Source organism: Rhodococcus sp. CX, from assembly GCF_015865005.1.
Taxonomy (GTDB): Bacteria; Actinomycetota; Actinomycetes; order Mycobacteriales; family Mycobacteriaceae; genus Rhodococcus.
In genome coordinates, this window is record NZ_JADZGH010000051.1 from 1 (window position 1) to 3,006 (window position 3,006).

The following is a 3,006-nucleotide window of genomic DNA, read 5'->3' on the forward strand; positions in this document are numbered from 1 at the left end:
CCTCGTCGACACCAACAAGGTCGTGCCGTCCACCTGGCATCCGCTCGGCGACGGCGGCGATGGTCATCGACGGGTTGCACGCGGCGGCGTTGCCGGGCATCAGCGCCCCGTCGAGCACGTACAGGCCGCGCTGCCCGAGCACGCGGCCGTCGAGGTCGCAGACGCTGCCCATGTTGGCGCCGCCGAGCGGATGCCAGGTGGACGGCACGACCTTGTTGGTGTCGACGAGGACGGCGGCGGCGCCGGCGATGCGGCGGACGGCGGGATCGATGTGGCCGTTCTGGATCCCGGCGTCGCCCTCGTGCGGCCAGCGCAGCACGGCGTCGTCGCGTCCGGCGTCGTAGACGAATTCGCCGCGGCCGTCGCTGACGCCGTAGCCGACGAGGACGGTGCTGCGGGTGTTCACCTCGAACGAGGGCAGCGACGCCTGGACCACGGTGTGGGCGTGGTGCGGATCGTCCCAGTTCCTGCTGCCGTAGACGACCGGGCCGCCCTGGACCGCCCCGAAGTCCGCGGCCATGTCGGTCCACATGTAGATGCGGTCGGCGTTGGTGCCCCAACCGCGGCCGAGGTCGTCGGGCAGGTCGGTGATCTGTCCCTTGGCGGCGGCGCGCAGGAGCAGCCGGGTGGTGTTCAGGCTGCCCGCGGCGAGCACCAGCGCGTCGGTGGTGAGGATCTTGTTCTCGAGGACGGTGCCGGATTCGTCGGTGCGGTCGACGTACACGGTCCAGCGGCCGTCGGCGGCGCGTTCGATGTCGGTGACGTCGTGCAGGGCCTGCACGGTGGCCAGGCCGGTGGCCTCGGCGTCGGCGATGTAGGTGACGTCGACGGTGTGCTTGCCGCCGTTGTTGACGCCGAGCGCGCCGGCGCCGTCGGTGTAGGCGGGGGTCATCTCGCCGCGCAGTTCGGCGAGCGCGAAGTTCCAGTCGATCGGCATGGGGATCTTGTCGAGCGGCATGCCGGCGGCGCGGACCCGGTCGGCGAAGATGCGCGCGGCCGCGTAGTTGGCGGTGGCGACCAGTTCGTCGGGGGCGGTGGCCAGGCCGAGCATCTTCGCCACGCGCGGGTAGTGCACGCGGTTCATCAGGTCCCAGTCGAGTTCGTTCGGGAAGTGCGCGTCGAACACGTCCCGGTCCGGTTGCAGGGACATGCCCTGGTAGACGAGGGAGCCGCCGCCGACGCCGGCGGCGCACAGGGCGGTCATGTTGTCGCCGGGGACGGCTTCGACGAGGCCGACGTAGGGTTCGACGCTCAGGCGCCGGCCGAACACCTCGGGGAACGACTTGTGCCACAGCATGCGCTTGTCGGGGTCGGCGACGCGCGGGAAGGTGGTGGCGTTGGGACCGGTGCGCCAGCGGCGGCCGCGTTCGAGGACGGTGACGGGTACCCCGGCCCGGGCCAGGCGCAGGGCGGTGACGCCGCCGCCGAAGCCGGAGCCGATGACGATCACGCGGTGCTCTTCGCGGGTGACGGCGACCCGCTTGACGCGAGCGGCGATGCCGGGGGCGGCGTGCGCGGTGGACGCGCCGGCCAGGAGCGTGCCGGCGGCGACGGCGCCGGCCAGGAAGGAGCGACGCGTGAATGCGGACAAGTCGTTCCCCCATCGGTTTTCGGCACGGAGCAGGCCCGGACGGATGCAAAACTAGACACTCCGCGGCCGAAGTGTCAAGAATCGCGGGTGGGCTTGCCGACGGGCGGCATCGCCGGCTGCAGCCAGCGCCGCAGGAACGCCCGCAGCTCGTCGTCGGATTCCATGCTGTCGCCCGCGAACATCAGCACCGACAGGCCCAGCAGCAGCGACATCACGACGATGTCGTCGGCGTGCGGTTCCAGCTCCGGGTACCGGCGCACCATCGGCGCCAGCAGCTGCCGCCCGATCGGTTTGGCGCGATCGACCATGCCCGGATCGAACACCGGGTTGTCGCCGTCGCCGCGCAGCAACACCGCCAGCACCGGATGCTCCCGCACCAGCGTGCGGCCGAGCACGATGGTTTCCACGACGTACTCCCCCGGGTCCTCGATCCGCTCGAGCCGCGCGGTCATCTCCGCGTACGCCTCGAGCAGCTGCCCGCTGATCGCCTGGGAGACAAGCTCTTCCCGGCTCCCGAAGATCGAATACACGGTCTGCCGGGACACCCCCGCGGCCTGCGCCGCCCCGGCGATCGTGACACCTTCGAAGCCGACGTCGGCGATGAGCCCGAGCGTGGCGTCCATAATCTTCGTGCGCGACCGCATCCGCCGATTCTCCCCCACCCGCGCGCGTCTCCGCGGCACGCGCACCGCCCTGTCCGAGCACAGCCCTGTCCGACCCCGATGTCAGACTGTGCTCGCACACATGTACGACACGAGCCGGCGGAAAGGGCGCACGATGGCGAGCGGGGACGAACCGGGCCTGCTGGAGTGGATCTCGGCCTACCTCGAGACCCTGCAGACGGCGAAACGGTCGGCGCACACCGTCAAGGCCTACCGGCTGGATCTGCGGGCGGTGTGCGAGCAGCTCGCCGCCACCCGGCAGGTCCATCCCGACGCGCTGACCGTGCAGGACGTGACGATCCGGTCGCTGCGCTCGGCGTTCGCCGCGTTCGCCCGGGAACGGCAACCGGCGTCGGTGCGCCGCGCCTGGTCGGTGTGGAACAGCTTCTGCAACTTCCTGGTCTCCGAAGGGGTTTCGGAGGGCAACCCGATGGCGTCGATCGCCCAGCCCAAACGGCCGCAGCACACCCCGAAGGCGTTCAAACCGGCCGCGATCGGTCAGCTGGTGGACACGCTCACCGTGCAGGCACAGCGCCCCGAGACCGGGCCACGGGACTGGCCGGGCCGCGACCTGGCGCTCATCGCGACGCTGCTGCTCACCGGCATCCGCTCGGAGGAACTGATCCGGCTGGACCTGGCGAGCATCCTCGGCGGCCGCGAGGCCCCGGTGCTGCGGGTGCTCGGCAAGGGCGCCACCGAACGGGAGATCCCGCTCGAGGACAGCTGGACGGCGATCGTCTCCGCCTATCTCGA

General features: G+C 71.2%; 3 protein-coding genes. 1 reads left to right on the forward strand and 2 read right to left on the reverse strand.

Features of this window, described 5'->3' with window-relative positions:
• Positions 1-1,591 (reverse strand): GMC oxidoreductase (locus tag I0Q12_RS05110; protein WP_197250923.1); only part of this gene is annotated, 1,591 nt, incomplete at its 3' end.
• 74 nt (positions 1,592-1,665) lie between these two features.
• Positions 1,666-2,235 carry a TetR/AcrR family transcriptional regulator gene (locus tag I0Q12_RS05115; RefSeq protein WP_197250924.1) on the reverse strand — a complete coding sequence of 190 codons (570 nt, stop codon included), beginning with the start codon at positions 2,233-2,235 and terminating at the stop codon, positions 1,666-1,668.
• Positions 2,236-2,368: 133 nt separating this feature from the next.
• On the opposite strand from I0Q12_RS05115, the gene xerC reads away from it, so the two are divergent.
• Positions 2,369-3,006, forward strand: a 638-nt coding sequence (gene xerC / locus I0Q12_RS05120; RefSeq protein ID WP_197250925.1) for a tyrosine recombinase XerC, incomplete at its 3' end; no start/stop codon positions are given.

Coding starts and splice junctions, on each gene's coding strand:
- I0Q12_RS05115 (WP_197250924.1), bottom strand. CDS start 2,235: ATGCGGTCGCGCACGAAGATTATGGACGCCACGCTCGGGCTCATCGCC.